Origin of the sequence: Streptomyces nodosus (assembly GCF_008704995.1) — a bacterium.
GTDB lineage: Bacteria > Actinomycetota > Actinomycetes > Streptomycetales > Streptomycetaceae > Streptomyces > Streptomyces nodosus.
The window spans coordinates 1,242,822-1,258,263 of record NZ_CP023747.1 but is presented as its reverse complement, the minus strand read 5'-3'; the positions used below and the strand labels follow the sequence as shown (position 1 = coordinate 1,258,263).

The window sequence follows — 15,442 nt, the reverse complement described above, 5'->3', positions numbered from 1 at the left end:
GCACGGCGCCGGGAACGGTGAGACGGGCTGTGACCAGGGTCTCCTGCCGGATCTGTCCGGAAATCTAGGAATTCCTGATAGGAAGGTCGAACAGTAGCCCGTATCCGTGCAGGAAAGCCCACTCATGGCCCACGAGAGCACCCCCGAGTACCACATATTCGAGATGGACCTCACCGCCGACGAGGCGCGCCGGCGCGCGGAGTTCTTCGCCGCGATGGGGCCCACCTGGGACCCGGTGGCGGCGATGCAGGGGGAGGACGAGGCCTACCGCATGCTCTACTCCGGCCTCGACGACCACCAGCAGCAGATCTACGACCGCCTGGTGGCCGCCGGAGTACTGCCTCCCGATCTCGGAGGCGCCTGTGCTTCCGATTGATCCCCACGCCGACAAGGCACGCCGGGCCTGGCTGCCCTGCCCGAAGTGCCGGGACCACGAGAACTGCGAGAACTGCCTGTCCGGCGAGACCTGCCGGGTCCACTGGCGCTACCTGCTGGCCAACGCCGGCCATGTGGTCCATCTCCAGTGCCCCAACTGCACCCACCTCTGGGTCCAGAACACGGCGGCCTGAGCCGTGTGGGCGGGTTCGGATCCTGCCGGGGTGTACCCTTCCCGTGATGCCCAAAGACCCCGTCGCCAGCGGAAACGCTGAGGCCGGGGTCTTCGTGTCTCCGCCCGGAGACGCGGCCTACCGGTAGAAGACGGCCACGCCACCGTGGTGCGAGCAGGCCCCCTGATGGTGAGCGGCGTACGAGTACGTACCGTCATTGCACAGAGCCGTCGCACCGCCCCCCGCGGAGTTCGAGCCACCCGACGAGCCGGACCCGCCGCCGGACGTCGAACTGCCGCCCGTTCCCGACCCCGCGGCAGCGGGGCGCGCGGTGACGGTCACCTTCACCTCGACCGTCTTCGTCACCGTCGGCGCGGGCTCCGGCTCCGCGGTCTCCGTCGCCGTGGCTGTCGCGGTGACGGTGGCCATCGCGGTGACCGTGGCCGTCGCCGTCGGCTGCGCCCTTTTGTCAGCCACCGCCTTCGTCGCGTTCTGACTGTCGGCCCCGGCGCTGCCCACACCGATGACGAACGCGAGGCCCAGGGCAGGCAGTACGAATCGCTTGCGGGCCCACTTGGGCGTGGGACGGGCGACCGGCGGTCCGAGCGGAGGCTGAAGCGGCGGCTGGGGCGGGTAATGGCTCACGGGATCCCCCTGCTTGAGTACGTGAGCGGCGAAGCTACCTACGCGGACACATCAGATGTGGGGAATCGGTAAAGAAGGTGACCTAGTTGTAATATCGCAATCTTCAACTCCCCCCGCACGCCTGGGTCATCACCCCGCCACTCGATCAACTCCGACTGGCGACAACCGCCAACTGCTTCGACGGCAACGACAGGGACTGTCTCTTGGATCCGCCCGTGAGATCGTCGTGCTCGTGATCGAGTCTTGGGTGATCAATGACGACAGCCTTGTCCCTGTGTCGTCCGAGGCGGTGCCGGAGGCTCTTCGGTCGAGGATCGGCAGCGGGCAGCTCGAGACGTGGCTGACCAGTTCGTCCGGACGGTTGCTGGCCTTTGTGACGAATACCGAGCGCGTGATGGTGATGCTGCTCGAAGACGAGGGCGATCCCGGCGAGCATGCCGTGGATCCCGGGGCTCAGGGGTCGAGCGACGGGTTCGTCCTCTCCAACGGGCAGGACGACGAGTATCCGGACGAGGACACCGTTCCCATCGGTGAGGCGTTCGGGCTCGTGAAGCAGATCGTCGGCACGGGCTCTTGGCCTGCGGACGCGCGTTGGGTCGTCGATCGCTGAACGGGCTTCCGTCGGGCCCGTGGAGGGGATCTTGAAGCATTGCCGCAGGTGAGACTGCGGATCCAGTGAGGCCCTGGACGGGATGCCAGGCGTCCTGCGTGCGGCTGAGTGATCAGGCTGGGATCTCGCGAACCATGAAACCGTCTTTGTCGTAGAGCTCCAGGGAGTACTCGAGTCCCCACCGGTCGAGCAGCCCGGCAAGTTTGTCTACGCGCGACGGGTCGACGATCCCGTTCAACAGAACGTCTGCCCCCTCAATGGGCTCGATCTCCATCTGACACCAACTGGTCTCCACCTCGTAGGCGTGCCAGGAGGACGGCCTCGACGACCAGCCGACCCGGACGAAACGCTCAGCAAGAGCCGAAGCATCGCGGCAAGCGTGCAATGTGCCGCATATGTTGTTGCCGATTTCTGCCCACTGAGGGGCGAGCCTTTGGCCGTCGTTGGACAGATCCACGCGGCAAGTATGCGGGCCCGTATCACGCGTCATCTGAGTTCGTTCCGCTTCGGCGGACACGATTGGTGCGGTGGCCAGGCCGCTGGGACGGCTTTGTACTCGGCGGGACTGCGGTGGGCGAGCCTGCTGCGCAGCTTCCGCAAGTACTGGCCACTCTCGTCGCCGCCGACGGGTGCGCCGTCCTCGTACGTTGTCAGAGGCTGCTGAGCAGTGCCAGGCGCTCGGCGCTGGTGGAGTCCTGGTCGGCGTAGTAGATGATGACCAGCTGGCGCGCCTGTGGGCGCAGCATCTTCTCGTAGTGCAGGTCCAGTTCGCCGACGAGCGGGTGGTTCAGGCGGGTGAGGCCGGTGTCGCGGCGGCGGACCTCGCGGCGGGTCCACAGAGTGCTGAACCGCTTGCTGGCGACGGTGAGTTCGCCGATGGTCTCCAGTAGCTCCGGGTCGGCGTCGTCGATGTTGAGCATGGCGCGCAGGCCGGAGACGGCCTTGGCGGTCATGTCGTCCCACTGCGGGTAGAGGCTGCGCATCTCGGGTTCGAGGAAGGCGGCCCGTAGCGGGTTGTGGCCCACGGCGAAGAAGGGGCACAGCAGCACGGCCAGCCGGTTCGCCGCGACGACGCGTCCGCCGGCCCCCTGGGCGTAGGCGGGGGTCTGCGGCCAGCTGTCCAGGAGCGTCTGGAGATCGTCCGGGGTCGTGCGGGTGCGGGTGCGCGGCCTGCGGGCGGGCGGGGCGGGGTGGGCGAGGCGGTGCAGGTAGGCGACCGCGTCCTCGTCGAGCCGCAGCGCGCCGGCCAGAGCGGCCAGGATCTGGTCGGAGGGGTTGAGATTGCGGCCCTGTTCCAGGCGCAGGTAGTACTCGGGGCTGATGCCTGCGAGCTGGGCGACCTCCTCGCGCCGCAGTCCGGGTACCCGGCGCCGCGCACCGGCGGGCAGCCCGACCTGTTCGGGGCTGACCTGCCCGCGTCGCGCCCGCAGGAACTCGCCCAGGGTGTCGGCCGTCTCGTGCACCATGCTCTCGACGCTAACCGCTCAGCAGTCCGAGGCGGACCAGGCTCTCCGCGGTGGCCACCACGGCGTCCTCGTTGGAACGCGGGGACCAGTCCAGCTCCTTACGGGCCTTCGTGTTGGAGGCGCGGCGCACGACACCCAGCTGCGGCACCGTCTCGCGCAGCGCCGGGTTGATCACGGCCAGCAGGCGCAGCAGCCAGGCCGGCGCCGACCCGGTGGGGGCCTGGGCGGCGGCCTCGCCGAGCCGCGCGCGCAACACGAGCGCGATGTGCTGGAAGGAGATCGGCTCGCCCGCAAGCGCCAGATACCGTTGTCCCGCCGCCTGGGGTGCCGTCATGGCCCGCAGATGCAACTCGGCCGTGTCGCGCACGTCGACCGTGTTGGTCCAGATCGGCGGTGCGGCCCGCATCCCGCCGGTCAGCATCGCGTGGATGATACGGATCGACGCGGAGTAGTCAGGTCCGAGGACCGGCCCGAAGATCCCCACGGGGTTGACCACCGTCAGCTCCAGCCCGTCGCCCTCGCTCTCGACGAAGTTCCAGGCGGCCCGTTCGGCAACCGCCTTGGACTTGATGTACGCGGACACGCCCGGCCCCTCGGTCTCCGTCCAGTCGTCCTCGCTGAACGTCCGTCCGGTGCGGCCGTGACCGTAACCCACCGCCGCGAAGGAGGAGGTCAACACCGTGCGCCGGACGCCCGCGTGCCGGGCGGCGCGAAGGACCCGCAGAGTCCCGTCACGGGCCGGGACGATCAGTTCGTCCGCGTTCTTCGGCTGCGCTCCGGGGAACGGCGAGGCCATGTGCAGCACGTAGTCCGCACCCGCCACGGCCTGGTCCCAGCCGCGGTCAGAGGTCAGATCTGCCTCCACATAGGAGACGTCGTCCGTGTGCGCGGCTCCGGCCACGGTCAGCATCCGCTCGACGTCGGACTGCCGGGTCAGGGATCGCACCGTGGTCGTGACGGTGTGCCCGGCGGTCAGGAGCTGCGCGATCGTATGGGAACCCAGAAACCCGGTTCCGCCCGTGACGAGTACATGTGCCATGCCTTCATGGTCGGCGGCCGGACGGTCGTGTTCCAGATCTCGCCGATACCAGTACTCCGAGGGACAGGCTCAGCGCGACGCCGACCACTCCCTCACATGGCCCGGACCGACCGGCCGACAGGCCGTCTCCTTACGAGGGCCGCGTGCGTTCGCTCTTCCCGGTGAATCGACCGAGTTTCAAGATCACCCTGCATGCGGGCTGTTGGATCATGAAAGTGAACGATCCGGTGTATTCGGGATGAAGCTGCCGGATTCGGTGAAACCGACGAAGACGGAGAAAGTCATGTCTGGCTCGAAGATGAAGCGTGCCCTCACCCTCGGCGGAGCGGGCGTCGCCCTCGCCGGAGCGAGCCTTCTGGCCGCATCGCCCGCCCTCGCCGCGACGACGGTGGTCGCCTGGACCCACGCCGACGTCCACGCCGGCCCCGCGCGCGGCGAGCGGGTCGTCAGCTACGTCAACGCCAACTACTCCTACGCGGGCCTGTGTTGGCTTGAGGGCGACCTGGTCAACGACAAGGGCATCAGCAACCGCAACTGGGTCCGCCTTCAGCTCAACAGCGGCGGCATCGGCTACGTCAGCGCCGTCTATCTGAAGGGCGACGACAAGGGCAACGTCCGCAACCACTGCTGACCGTCACCGGCGGCGGGCACCGGACGCACGGCACCGGACCCGCCGCCGGTGCTTCGCTCTATTCCGCGGCGAGCGCCACGAAGGCCGCCCATTGGTCCCGGCCGACCCGCAGCACCGGTCCGTGCCGTGTGGCCTTGGAGTCCCGCACGTACACGGCGCCCGACTCGACGGCCACCTCCACGCAGTCGCCACCGCTCGTTCCGCTGTAGCTGCTCTTGAACCAATCCAGTTCAGCGGGCTCAATGCTGTACCGATCGGTGCTCATAGCTCCCCTGCCATGCGCTCGATGGGACGAGAGGACTCCTCGGTGTTGAGGGCCTGCGTGCGCAGCATCCCATACCGCAGCCAGAACTCGCTGACCTCATCTTCGTCGGACCTTATGGTCACCACGTCTTGAGCTTCGACGTAGACGTGCCGTTTGCGGTCGGTCGACTCCAGCAACACCATGGGCCCGTTGAGCCCGCTGTGGGCACCTCGCGCGGTCGGCATGACCTGAAGCTCGACGTTGCGCATCTGCGCGCAGGTCAGCAGATGCTCCAACTGCTCACGCATGACGGCACGGCTGCCCACGACTCGTCGGAGTGCGTTTTCCTCCACGATGAACACGAAGACCACGGGCGGGTTTCCGCGGGACAGCAGGGCCTGACGCGCGAGTCGTGCCGCCACGCGTTGCTCGACGATCTCCTCGTCCAGGGGCGGGAAGTGTGCTTCGAGGAGCGCCTGCGCGTAGGCCTCGGTCTGCAACAGCCCGGGGATGAGCAGGGGATCGTACGAGAACCTGCTCAAGGCCTCCGCCTCCAGGAGCGCCACGTTCCGGAAGAACCGTGGCAACTTCGCCCGGTCCACCTCGTCCTGGAGCACCTCCAAGGATCCGTCCGCCTCCAGCACCCGGTCCGCCGCGGAGGTGAACGCCGCCTTCGCCGGCCGGCGCCCCTGCTCCACCGAGGCGACCTGCTCCAGCGAGTAGCCGATGGCATCACCGAGTTGCTGCTGGCTCAACCCGCGCCGCTTCCGCAGATGCTGCAACAGCATGCCGTACGCCGACCACACACCCGGCAGGTCGGGCCCCTCGTCCCTGGTCTTCGCCGCTCGACCGCCCCGTACCGCCTTCACGTTCCCACACCCTTCCGAACCTCTGAGTGCCCTCTCCACCGGGGCCTTGCCCAACGCGACCCGCACGGACGGGGGAACGGCGTGTGGCCGTGTCGCACCCGTACAAGCCCCGTACAACCAGGGCGTCAGCGCACCGCCCTCTCCGTACGACCGGTGCGACGTACGGCCGTCGTGCCTGGTCAGCGGCGCACGCGCTCGCCCACGCTGGCACCGTGACACAGCATCAGTTCCCTTACGAGACCGCACCACTCCGCATCCGCGCCCACCACGAGCGAACCCTTCGCCTCAGCAGCACCAGACGAGGCGCCCGGCTCGCGCGGCACCTCGCCACCCAGCAGTTCACCGACTGGACCGGCCTCCCGCACGATTCCGAACCCGCACGAACCGTCGCCCTCGTCACGGCCGAGCTGGCGTCCAACGCGATCCGCCACGGCAGCCTCCCCGGCCGCGATTTCTGGCTGGCCCTGCTCCTCCTGCCGCACGGCCTGCGGATCGAGGTGACGGACACCCGCCCCGAGTGCCTTCCCCAGGTATCTGTGCCCCCGCCCGCCGACGCGGCATCGGGCCGCGGACTGCTCCTCGTCCAGGCCTACGCGGATCGTTGGGGATGCACCGTCATCGACGAGTACACCAAGACCACCTGGGCGGAGGTTTCTCTCGGGAGCCTCTGAGAGCCACTGAGACCACGTGGCTTCAGGCATCCTGGTCGGTCATGAGCGAAGAGACGAGCGGAACGACTCCGGACCCTGAGATCACGGCGCTCCTCGGGTTTCTCGGCGAGCAGCGGCGTCACGTTCTAGGCATTCTTGACGGGCTGGGGGAGGAGCCGCTGCGGCGGCCCGTGCTGCCGTCCGGATGGCACTGTCTGGGGCTGGTGCAGCATCTCGCGCTCGATGTCGAACGGTTCTGGTTCCGTGCGGTCGTCGCCGGGGACGAGGAGGTCGTCCGAGGACTGGGGAGCGGGGACGACGCCTGGCGAGTGGGCCCTGAGGTGACTGCGGTGGAGGTCCTCGACCGGTACCGCCGGGAGGCGGAGCTTGCCGATGCCGTCATTGCCGCGACTCCCGCCGAGGCCGCGCCGGTCTGGTGGCCGCGTCAGCTGTTCGGTGAGCCGCATCTCCACACCCTGCGCGACGTCCTGCTGCACGTCATCACCGAGACCGCGTGCCATGCCGGGCATCTGGATGCGGCCCGGGAGCTCATCGACGGACGGCGGTGGCTGGTGCTGACCTGAGGGGGCAAAGGGCCGCCTCAGTCGGCGTGCCGTCGGCCGGGGGTTCCCGCAGGCCCGTTCAGGCCGTCGAGCAGGGCGCGTTCGGACGGTGTGAGCGGGGGGCCGTCGAGGGGTGGGCGGTGGGGGCCGAGGAGGGCGGTCAGGAGTACGCGGGGGTGGACGAGTGTGGTGGGCGGAGCCTGGAGGGCCAGTACGTCGGTCAGGGCCGTGGCGGCGTGGAAGGAGCCCGTCGCGGTGCGGGACAGGCGGCTGACATAGCGGTGCAGCAGGCGGTCGGCGAGGTTCGGGGTCCTGCCCTTGGTGGTGGGGAAGTGGATGTCCTGCCTGGTGGCAAGGGCCCACGCATGGTCGATGGGGCGGGCGATGGCGCGCTGGGCGTGGTGGGCCGGGCCGGTGGCGAGCGCCTCGCGCAGGGCGACGGCACCTTGCGCGGCCACCGAAATGCCCTGTGCGTACACGGGGTTGAAGGCCGCGACCGAGTCCCCGAGTGCCAGCAGGCCCTCCGGCCGGTGGGTGAGCCGCTCGTAGCGGTGACGCCGGTTGCCGGTGCTGTGGGTGACGCTGACGTCGGTGAGTGGTTCGGCGTGTGCCAGCAGGTCGGCCAGGAGGGGGTGGCGCAGGGTACGGGCGAAGGGCTCGAAGGCGTCCGGGTCCCGGGTGGGGTGGCCGCCGGGGGAGCCCATCAGGCTGACGTGCCAGCGGTCGCCCTCGATCGGCAGGATGGTGCCCGAGCTGCCCGGTCGGGGCAGACGCGGGTCGGCCTGCACACCGATCACGGGCCAGCCGCTGGTGGGGACGGGGGCCCGGTAGATCCGGCTGGCGTAGACCAGGCCGGAGTCGATGTGCTCCTCCGTGAGTCCGGTGACGCCCAGCCGGGCGAGCCACCCGGGTGCGCGTGTGGCCCGGCCGGAGGCGTCGACGACCAGGTCGGCGGGCAGTTCGGCTTCCACGCCGTCGGGGGTGCGGACCCGTACGCCCGTGACGGCGCGGTGGTCGCCGAGGAGCGCGACGACTTTGGTGTGTGTCCGCACACCGACCCGGGGGTCCTTGAGGACCTGTTCGCGGACGATGAAGTCGATCAGGTCCCGGCTTGCGCTGATCACCTGGTGGGTGGCGCGCTGCCAGCGGCGGTACCAGCCCTCGGGAGAGTAGATCACCATGTTTGTGGTGACCGGTATGCGGTGGGCGCCCGCGGTCAGCAGCCGGTCGACGGTGCCGGGAAGCAGACTCTCGATCGCCTCGGCGCCGCCGGTCTGAAGGAAGTGGGTGTGGGCGGCTTGGGGGACACCGGTGCGCGGCTCGGGCCCCTCGGGCAGCGCATGGGCCTCGACGATCTCGACGGAATCGACGTGGTCCTTGACGGCGGCCGCGGCGAGCATACCGGCGATGCCGCCCCCGACGACGACCACACGGGCGGGGGTGCGGCGTGAGGCTCTGGTCATGGCGGACTGCTTCCTTCCAGGGGCGCCGGGTGATGCAGACGGTCCGGGCGGGCACCGAGGCCGTGCGTCGCCTCTTCCCCCTGCCTGGACCGAGCAACTCCGATGGCTTCAAGCCCTGTTCACCGAGGGTGCGTTGATCACCCCTGCGCGCGTTGCACCTTACCGGCGCGCCTCCTTGATATCAGCCGTTTGCGGACGGCTCCCGCCGCCGTACGAGAGGGGCCGCTCTCCATGGGCTCGACCCCCGACTCACCATGCGGCGACGGGAGTTGTGGGCGGACGAGACATCAGGCCGAACTTGCTGCCGCTGCTCCGACCGAGGCCGGTTGTTCCTGCCCGCCGCCCGGGCCTGTCGATACGATGGCGGCCACAGCGAGTTCGGGGGAGTCCTGCGTGGAACCGTTGATGGACATGGTGCTCTCAGCTGTCGGCACGGTCGCTTCAGGAGCCCTGTCCGGCGCGGGCGGCGAGATGGGCAGGCGGACCTCGGAGCGGCTCTACCGACTGCTCGACCGAGCACCCGCCGAGCCCGGGAGCGCGGTCACCGGTGCGGCAGGAGACGGGCAGCGCCTCGTGCTGCCCGTCACGGACCAGGAGCGGACGGCGGCGGCGTCACGGCTCGTGGAACTCGCCCGTACCTCACCGGATTTCGCCCGTGAGTTGGGGGAGTGGGTCCGGGAGGCGTCATGGCTGGCACCGCGCGCGGTCCCCGCCGTGGCGCACGGGGCCTCCCGTCCGCAGATGCTGCCTCCCACCACGGCGGTGTTCACCGACCGGGAGGAGGTGGCCGACTGGATCAGGGCCCTGCTCGACGACGCGGACCGCCCGCCGGGCGCACCGACCGTCGCCGCCCTCACCGGGCCCGGCGGTATCGGCAAGACCGCCGCCGTCGTCCAGTGCGCTCACGAACTCCGTGAACGGTTCCCCGACGGGACCCTCTTCGTCGACCTGGCAGGCGCGTCCGCGGGCACGGCCCTGACGCCCTCCGATGTGCTTGCCCGCTTTTTGGAGCGGCTGGGGGTGCCGCCCGCCATGGTGCCGGGCGACGAGGCACGCCAGCGGGATCTGTTCCGGGACTGCACCGCCGACCGGCGCATGATCGTCGTACTCGACAACGCCCATGACGACGCTCAGGTGCTGCCGCTGCTCCCTGCCTCACCGGGGTGCCTGGTCCTGGTGACCAGCAGGCACCGGCTCAGCCGCCTCGTGGCCGAGCACGGGGCACACCCGTTCACGCTGCGGCCGCTGTCGACCGCGGACTCCGTCCTGCTGCTCAGGCGTATCGCCGGGCGCGAGCGGTCGGCTGCTCCGGACGAGGCCGTGCGGGCCGTAGCGGAGGGGACCGGCGGCATCCCCCTCGCCGTATGCACCACGGGTGCCGGCCTTGCCGTGCGGGAACACCTTTCCTGGGACCGTGTGGCACAACAGCTGTCCGACCGGATCCACGGCCGACGGCAGACAGGAGTCCCCATGGGGGAGCACCCTCGGGAAGACCCCGCCGATCCCGTGCGGCTCGCACAGGAGATGACGTATGGCGAACTCACCCCCGAGTGCGCCGCCTTCTACCGCGCCCTGGCGGTCTGGTCCTGGCCGACGGTGACTGTGCTGTGCGCCGCACACGCCGCGGGCGTCGACGAGGACGAGGCCCGGGAACTGCTGGAGCAGTTGGCCCGGGTCCATCTGCTGGAGGAGGTCGGGGAGGAGCGCTACCGGTTCCACGACCTGGCCCGGGCGTATGCGCGCGAACGCGCGATCGCCGAGGACGGGCCCGGAGTCATGGCCGCCGCGGTCCGCCGGGTCGCGGTCGGGTATCTGCGTTTCGCGGCGGGCGCGGACTTCCGCGTGCTGCCCCTACGGTGGCGCCTCGGCCCCGCCTATACGGGACTCACCTTGCCGGACCGTCGCGACCCGGCCGACGGCAGACTCGCTCTGGCGGAACTGCGTCGCGAGCGGGAGAACCTCGCCGCCGTCGTCCAGGCGGCCGAGCATCACGGCTTCGACGAGCTCGTATGGCAGTTGTGCGAGGCCATGTGGGGTCTCCACCTCATGCTCGGTTTCCATGCGCAGTGGGTCGACACCCATCTGCGCGGGGTCGAGGCCGCCCGGCGCTGTGCCGCGGAATTCGGCGACCGGCGCGCGGTGGGCCGCATGCTGGTGCAACTCGCCTTCGGGTACATCGGACTCGGCCAGGCCCATGACGCCGAGGAAGCCCTTGAACAGGCCGTCTCCGCGGACCGGGACTGCGGTCATCGTCGCGGGGAGGCGAGCGCGGTGGAGGCCCTGGGACTCCTCCGCCTGAAACTCTGGCGTCACGGAGAGGCCCAGCGCGGCTTCGAGGAGGCCCGGGAGATCCTGCGGCGGATCCGCGAAGGCGACGACGGCTGGCGGGACGTGCCCCGGGCGACGGCCCTGCTGGAGCACCACATCGGCCGAGCACAGGCCCGGCAGCGGAACTTCACGGCGGCCTTCGCCCAGCTGAACGACGCGCTGGCACGCTTTCGCCGGCTGCCCGGTGGGGGCGATACCTACAACGAAGGCCGTGTCTACATGAGTCTGGGCGAGGCCCATCTGGACGCGGGAGACCCGGACCTCGCACGGGTGTGCCTGGACAAGGCCGTGGAGACGATGGAGACCGAAGGCGCGGCCCTCCAACATGCCGACGCCCTGGAACTGAGGGCCAGGTGCCATCGCCTGTCGCACCGCCCGGCGGAGGAGACGGAGGACCTCCGCACCGCTGCCGCGTACTACGAGGAGAACGGCGACCGGGCCGGGGCCGACCGCGTACGGGCGAGGCTGGCCGAACTGGAGGAGGCAGCGGGCCGTCCCGTCTAGACGGAGGACGGCGAGAGCAGTTCGACCGTGACCCGGTGCGCGGTGTCACCGGTGCGTACGGTGATCTCCGGAGCGGCCCCTGCCACGCTCCTGCCGCTCGTGATCCAGGCGTAGAACGCGGAGGCGTAGGCCGCGGGATCACACAGGTCGGGCCGTCCGTCCGGGCCCGCGGCGGCGGTCAACCGTACGAGCTCTCCCCGACGGGTCCGTACGACACAACGGTCCAGCCCGTCGACATAGGCGACCAAGCCGCAGTACGGGTACCGCGCGAGTGCCTCCGACGTCCAGACACCGGGCGGGCCGAGGCGCGGGTCGTGCTCGGCCGCGTGGCGCAGGACGACGTCCGCGATGCGCAGCCGACTGGTCTCCCGTGTTTCCTCGTCCACCACCGTGTGCGCGGTGTCGGCCCATGCCGCCCGTCCCTCGTACTCCGCCGGCTCGGGGCTGTCGCCGACGACGGCGTGACGGACGACGGAGATCTCCGGCTGATCCGTGTCGGCGACCCGGGCGAACACCCGGACGGGGGCGGTCCGGCGGGCGGGTTCAAAGGGCGGCAGGGGCAGTGGGTCGAGCAGCGCGGGGGTGCCTTCGGGCTCCGGGACGGCCATGAGGCGGTAGAAGAGGCGGCGCAGAAGCGTGGCCGATTCTCCTGGGGAGGAACTGGCCTGCTCCGCCAGTTCCGCATAGCGCCCTGGTGCGTGGGACGCGATCACCCGGTCGATCTGTGCGCGCAGACCTTCCCGGCGTGACAGACGAGGAGCCATGCGTCCGAGTGCGGCCACCGGGGAGCGTGGGTCGAGGGCTTCGTGCGGAAACGCCCCGAGGAGGACGGGGACGCCGATGGACGCGGCGTAGTAGGTGACGCTGGAGTGGTCCCCCAGCACACAGTCGGCCGCGATCAGGGCCTGCCGCCATCCGTCGAGAGGCGGGACAGCGTCGAGACCGGCCCGCCGGGCGTTCTCCAGCCACGCTCTGACCTGCCCGGAACCGTGTCCGTACCAGATGTTGGGGTGCAGGACGGCGGTCGTCCGGTACTCGTCGGCCGGCAGTTCCGCGGACAGGCGCGACAGCAGCCAGGGAAGCAGGTCCTCCGCGCTCGGCACCGCACCCTCGCCACCCGCGGCGGTGGAGCCGAAGAGGGAACGCGACGACCAGGTCGAACTGACGACGATCAGCTTCTGGCCCGGTGCCACGCCGAGGGCACGACGGAAGCGCTCGCGCTGGGGGAGAGCCGCGAGGATACGGTCGTAACACGGGTCTCCCGCGAGAACCGCGGTGGGCGCGGCCTCCGGACAGGACTCGCGCAGCCTCTCCAACTGCTCGGGATGCGACAGCACGGTGGCGGTGGCGATCGGACGCCCCTCATCCAGGAGCCACTCCCGCGACAACCCGAAGACCGGTGTCCGGTGTCCGGTGTCCGGTGTCCGGTGTCCGGTGTCCGGTGTCCGGTGTCCGGTGTCCGGTGTTGCGAGCTTTTTATTATAACCCACACCATGTGACAGGACGGCCAAATCACCCCGGATCGCGCCCAGTTCACCGCCGTAGCTCGCTGACACGGCAAGGTCGAACGACGTCTCCTTCGCCTGCTCCCAAGAAAGCACCGGCAGCCCCATCTGCGCGAACAGCTCCGGTATTCCTGCGAGGAACGGCGATGAACCCGTGCAGGTGACGAACAGTTGCAGGCGGACGTCACCGTCGAACAGGGGGAGTATGTCCAGCAGCCGGGTCGCGGACGTGACGTTGTGCACGACGAGCAGCACGCGACGACAGCCCGCACGGGTGGCCCAGCGCTCCGCGTCCGTGCCCACCGGCACGCGCAGCCTCGCCGCCCGTGCCGCCCCACCTGTCATCACTTGCGCGTTTTCCCGTTCCGGCCCGACCGACTGGTTTCCTCCGCTGCCCGGCTCGATGCTACCGAGCCGCCCTGCCGCGGCCCGCGGCGTGACCCGTCGCAGTAGGAGAAGTTGCGCCAGGGCCGTGACTCATGAACACAGCTTCGACCCGCAGGACCCGCTTGCCGCACTCAACCCCCGGCGCAGCACAGGACACCGAGGCATTGAGGGCCGGGGGGAAGGCCGCGATACTGGCGCCCGGCCCACGGGGATCAAGGGAGGACATGATGAACCAGGTCGTCACCGGGACCATGGTGCGCGTCGAGAAGGTTCACAAGTCGTACGGCCGGGGAGCCGCCGCCGTCCGTGCGCTGCGCGGCGTCTCCCTGGACATCCCCCGCGGTGAGCTCGTTGCGCTCAAGGGCCGCTCGGGCTCGGGGAAGACCACCCTGCTGAACATCGTCGGAGGGCTCGACGCACCGGACCAGGGCCGGGTCACCGTGGACGGCATGGACCTGTCGGAGCTCGGCGAGGACGGCCTGCTGGCGCTGCGCCGGGACCGGATCGGTTTCGTCTTCCAGTCCTTCGGTCTCATCCCGGTCCTGACGGCCGCGGAGAACGTGGGTGTGCCGATGCGCATGCGCCGGGCCGGCGTACGGGAGCGCGAGGAGCGAGTCGAGCTGCTGCTGTCGCTGGTGGGCCTCGCCGATCATGCGGCCCAGCGGCCCGGCGAGCTCTCCGGCGGCCAGCAGCAGCGGGTCGCCATCGCCCGTGCCCTGGCCAACAACCCCTCGTTGCTGATCGCCGACGAGCCCACCGGTCAGCTCGACGCGGAGACCGGCCACGCCGTGATGGAACTGCTACGGGCGGTCGTGCGCAGCGAACAGGTCACCGCCCTGGTGGCCACCCATGACGCGACGCTGCTCGACCTGGCCGACCGGGTGCTGGAACTGCGTGACGGGGAGATCCGGGACGAGACCGGGGAGTAAGCCGAGCCTGGCCGGCGATCAGGTGTGTCCGATGTCGTCCGGCCATACGGTGATGTGGTCCTCCTCCAGATCCAGCGCCACCCGGTCGCGCATGCCCAGCGCGCTGGTGTACTCGGCGGGCAGCTGGAGGCGGCCCGCGCGGTCGAGCATCGCGTACTCGCGGGCCACCAGCGTTTCGTGGCCGGTGGTCTCGTCGACCTCGCTGCGGCGCAGGACCTCCGTGGAGGTGCGCCCGTCGCGGATGGCGACCGTGCGGCGGACCTCGGTGGCCACGGCGCGGTCATGGGTGACGATGACGATGGTGGTGCCCAGTTCCTCGTTCGCCGTGCGGAAGGCGGCGAAGATCTGCTGGGCGGTGTGGGAGTCGAGCTCTCCGGTGGGTTCGTCGGCGAGCAGCACCGCCGGGTCGCAGGCGAGGGCCACGGCGATGGCGACCCGCTGCTGCTGACCGCCGGACATCTGATGCGGGCGGCGGTCCCGGCAGTCGGCGACCTCGAGCAACTCCAGGAGTTCCAGGGCTCGTTCGGTGCGGGCTCGGGAGCGGCGTCGCTCGCCCGCCAGCTGGAGGGGCAGGGTGATGTTCTGGGCCGCGGTGAGATACGGCAGGAGATTGCGGGAGGTCTGCTGCCAGATGAAGCCGACCACCTTGCGCCGGTAGTGCAGCCGGTCCTTCGCGGTCATGGTCAGCAGGTCGTGCCCGGCCACCCGGGCCGCCCCGGCGGTGGGGGTGTCCAGGCCGGCCAGGATGTTCATCAGGGTGGACTTGCCGCTGCCCGAGGCGCCCACCAGGGCCATGAGTTCACCCTCCCGGACGAGCAGGTCGAGGCCCTGGAGGGCCTGCACCTCCACGTCGTCCGCCGAGAAGATACGGACCAGACGGTCGCAGGTGATGAGGGCGTCGTGGCCGTAGGCGGGCCGGGTGCGGGTGGCGGTCGCCTTGCCGGTCAGTTCGGCGAGGGTGGGATCGGTCGTCATCGCGCTCCTTGGTCGACGAGGGGCCGCAGCCGGCCGGGTTCAGGGGCCGGAATCGCCGGAACCCCGGTCCGGTGCCATGACCGGAG

General features: G+C 70.2%; 18 protein-coding genes. 9 read left to right on the top strand and 9 right to left on the bottom strand.

Annotated features, from left to right (window positions below; genetic code table 11):
- The first annotated feature begins 124 nt into the window (after positions 1-124).
- Positions 125-376 carry a DUF6400 family protein gene (locus CP978_RS05625; RefSeq protein ID WP_043438051.1) on the top strand — a complete coding sequence of 84 codons (252 nt, stop codon included), beginning with the start codon at positions 125-127 and terminating at the stop codon, positions 374-376.
- Positions 363-569, top strand: coding sequence for a hypothetical protein (locus CP978_RS05620; protein WP_150478149.1), 207 nt, complete (start codon positions 363-365; stop codon positions 567-569). Before CP978_RS05625 ends, CP978_RS05620 begins: the two co-directional genes overlap by 14 nt.
- Positions 570-686: 117 nt before the next feature.
- Here CP978_RS05620 and CP978_RS35545 read toward each other — a convergent pair whose 3' ends face one another.
- Positions 687-773 (bottom strand): DUF3761 domain-containing protein, encoded by an 87-nt coding sequence (locus tag CP978_RS35545; protein ID WP_225075656.1) that lies wholly within the window; start codon positions 771-773, stop codon positions 687-689.
- Here CP978_RS35545 and CP978_RS35540 point away from each other — a divergent pair.
- Positions 766-1,044, top strand: a complete 279-nt coding sequence (locus CP978_RS35540; protein WP_043438046.1) for a hypothetical protein — start codon at positions 766-768, stop codon at positions 1,042-1,044. The genes CP978_RS35545 and CP978_RS35540 overlap by 8 nt on opposite strands.
- Before the next feature lie 375 nt (positions 1,045-1,419).
- The gene (locus tag CP978_RS05610) at positions 1,420-1,803 is read left to right on the top strand and encodes a hypothetical protein (protein ID WP_207312926.1); all 384 of its coding nucleotides are present in this window, start codon (positions 1,420-1,422) and stop codon (positions 1,801-1,803) included.
- Positions 1,804-1,915: 112 nt separating this feature from the next.
- On the opposite strand, the gene CP978_RS05605 is transcribed toward CP978_RS05610, so the two are convergent.
- From CP978_RS05605 to CP978_RS05595, 3 genes are all read right to left on the bottom strand, one after another.
- Complete coding sequence (locus CP978_RS05605; RefSeq protein ID WP_144401434.1) at positions 1,916-2,260, bottom strand: hypothetical protein; 345 nt, start codon at positions 2,258-2,260, stop codon at positions 1,916-1,918.
- Positions 2,261-2,453: 193 nt separating this feature from the next.
- Entirely contained in the window at positions 2,454-3,269 is an 816-nt protein-coding gene (locus CP978_RS05600) for a helix-turn-helix domain-containing protein (RefSeq protein WP_043438043.1), read from the bottom strand.
- A 10-nt stretch (positions 3,270-3,279) separates the two neighbouring features.
- Entirely contained in the window at positions 3,280-4,308 is a 1,029-nt protein-coding gene (locus tag CP978_RS05595) for an SDR family oxidoreductase (RefSeq protein ID WP_043438042.1), read from the bottom strand.
- A 283-nt stretch (positions 4,309-4,591) separates the two neighbouring features.
- On the opposite strand from CP978_RS05595, the gene CP978_RS05590 reads away from it, so the two are divergent.
- Complete coding sequence (locus CP978_RS05590) at positions 4,592-4,939, top strand: SH3 domain-containing protein (RefSeq protein ID WP_043448218.1); 348 nt, start codon at positions 4,592-4,594, stop codon at positions 4,937-4,939.
- Positions 4,940-4,997: 58 nt separating this feature from the next.
- Here the strand turns inward: CP978_RS05590 and CP978_RS05585 are convergent, their stop codons facing one another.
- Both CP978_RS05585 and CP978_RS05580 read right to left on the bottom strand, forming a co-directional pair.
- Entirely contained in the window at positions 4,998-5,204 is a 207-nt protein-coding gene (locus CP978_RS05585) for a DUF397 domain-containing protein (RefSeq protein ID WP_079162023.1), read from the bottom strand.
- Positions 5,201-6,052: a helix-turn-helix domain-containing protein gene (locus CP978_RS05580; protein WP_043438040.1), complete on the bottom strand. Its 852-nt coding sequence runs from the start codon at positions 6,050-6,052 to the stop codon at positions 5,201-5,203. The genes CP978_RS05585 and CP978_RS05580 overlap by 4 nt, the downstream gene beginning before the upstream one ends.
- A gap of 212 nt (positions 6,053-6,264) precedes the next feature.
- Here CP978_RS05580 and CP978_RS05575 point away from each other — a divergent pair, with 212 nt between their 5' ends.
- Together CP978_RS05575 and CP978_RS05570 are read left to right on the top strand one after the other, a co-directional pair.
- Entirely contained in the window at positions 6,265-6,723 is a 459-nt protein-coding gene (locus CP978_RS05575) for an ATP-binding protein (protein WP_227745330.1), read from the top strand.
- Positions 6,724-6,764: 41 nt separating this feature from the next.
- Positions 6,765-7,286 carry a DinB family protein gene (locus CP978_RS05570; RefSeq protein WP_043438039.1) on the top strand — a complete coding sequence of 174 codons (522 nt, stop codon included), beginning with the start codon at positions 6,765-6,767 and terminating at the stop codon, positions 7,284-7,286.
- Positions 7,287-7,303: 17 nt separating this feature from the next.
- Here CP978_RS05570 and CP978_RS05565 read toward each other — a convergent pair whose 3' ends face one another.
- Positions 7,304-8,728, bottom strand: a complete 1,425-nt coding sequence (locus tag CP978_RS05565) for an FAD-dependent oxidoreductase (RefSeq protein ID WP_043438037.1) — start codon at positions 8,726-8,728, stop codon at positions 7,304-7,306.
- Between the two features lie 393 nt (positions 8,729-9,121).
- Here CP978_RS05565 and CP978_RS05560 point away from each other — a divergent pair, with 393 nt between their 5' ends.
- Complete coding sequence (locus tag CP978_RS05560) at positions 9,122-11,560, top strand: ATP-binding protein (RefSeq protein WP_249044196.1); 2,439 nt, start codon at positions 9,122-9,124, stop codon at positions 11,558-11,560.
- On the opposite strand, the gene CP978_RS05555 is transcribed toward CP978_RS05560, so the two are convergent.
- Positions 11,557-13,410, bottom strand: coding sequence for a hypothetical protein (locus CP978_RS05555; protein ID WP_043438032.1), 1,854 nt, complete (start codon positions 13,408-13,410; stop codon positions 11,557-11,559). The genes CP978_RS05560 and CP978_RS05555 overlap by 4 nt on opposite strands.
- Before the next feature lie 269 nt (positions 13,411-13,679).
- On the opposite strand from CP978_RS05555, the gene CP978_RS05550 reads away from it, so the two are divergent.
- Positions 13,680-14,381, top strand: coding sequence for an ABC transporter ATP-binding protein (locus CP978_RS05550; RefSeq protein ID WP_043438030.1), 702 nt, complete (start codon positions 13,680-13,682; stop codon positions 14,379-14,381).
- A gap of 18 nt (positions 14,382-14,399) precedes the next feature.
- Here the strand turns inward: CP978_RS05550 and CP978_RS05545 are convergent, their stop codons facing one another.
- A complete protein-coding gene (locus CP978_RS05545; RefSeq protein WP_043438028.1) occupies positions 14,400-15,356 on the bottom strand; it encodes an ABC transporter ATP-binding protein in 957 nt (318 codons plus the stop codon).
- Positions 15,357-15,442: the final 86 nt, after the last annotated feature.

Coding starts and splice junctions, on each gene's coding strand:
- CP978_RS05625 (WP_043438051.1), top strand. CDS start 125: ATGGCCCACGAGAGCACCCCCGAGTACCACATATTCGAGATGGACCTC.
- CP978_RS05600 (WP_043438043.1), bottom strand. CDS start 3,269: ATGGTGCACGAGACGGCCGACACCCTGGGCGAGTTCCTGCGGGCGCGA.
- CP978_RS05595 (WP_043438042.1), bottom strand. CDS start 4,308: ATGGCACATGTACTCGTCACGGGCGGAACCGGGTTTCTGGGTTCCCAT.
- CP978_RS05590 (WP_043448218.1), top strand. CDS start 4,592: ATGTCTGGCTCGAAGATGAAGCGTGCCCTCACCCTCGGCGGAGCGGGC.
- CP978_RS05585 (WP_079162023.1), bottom strand. CDS start 5,204: ATGAGCACCGATCGGTACAGCATTGAGCCCGCTGAACTGGATTGGTTC.
- CP978_RS05570 (WP_043438039.1), top strand. CDS start 6,765: ATGAGCGAAGAGACGAGCGGAACGACTCCGGACCCTGAGATCACGGCG.
- CP978_RS05565 (WP_043438037.1), bottom strand. CDS start 8,728: ATGACCAGAGCCTCACGCCGCACCCCCGCCCGTGTGGTCGTCGTCGGG.
- CP978_RS05555 (WP_043438032.1), bottom strand. CDS start 13,410: ATGACAGGTGGGGCGGCACGGGCGGCGAGGCTGCGCGTGCCGGTGGGC.
- CP978_RS05550 (WP_043438030.1), top strand. CDS start 13,680: ATGAACCAGGTCGTCACCGGGACCATGGTGCGCGTCGAGAAGGTTCAC.
- CP978_RS05545 (WP_043438028.1), bottom strand. CDS start 15,356: ATGACGACCGATCCCACCCTCGCCGAACTGACCGGCAAGGCGACCGCC.